Here is a 261-nt window from a genome sequence, read left to right as displayed (position 1 = left end):
CAACCAAGGAGCACTGCCAGTGAGCCCGCTGGCGTTTCGATAAGCCGTTGTGGCTCTGGGATCGGCGCAACGCTATAGCGCCGCTCGTAGCGGCTCAGCTTCTGTTTGTACTGCAAGGCGCCGAGTGCTCTGCCATGTGCGTCGAAGGTCAGGCTAACCTGTCTGAGTGGACCGTCACCAATCCTAAGGTGGGCATTCTCCAGATACGGTTCCGGTAATACGATCGAGCCCGCCACCAGCGTAACGCCAAATTCCTTGGCC

1 pseudogene is annotated in these 261 nt (G+C 59.0%); it reads right to left on the bottom strand.

Annotated features, from left to right (window positions below):
* Positions 1-261 (bottom strand): annotated as a pseudogene (locus tag AAEZ09_RS28590) (carbon-nitrogen hydrolase family protein); the annotation flags it as partial.

It is taken from the genome of Pseudomonas sp. 65/3-MNA-CIBAN-0223 (genome assembly GCF_040310425.1).
GTDB lineage: Bacteria > Pseudomonadota > Gammaproteobacteria > Pseudomonadales > Pseudomonadaceae > Aquipseudomonas > Aquipseudomonas gregormendelii.
Note: the sequence above shows the minus strand (reverse complement) of the source record. Positions and strands in the feature narration are given on the sequence as shown.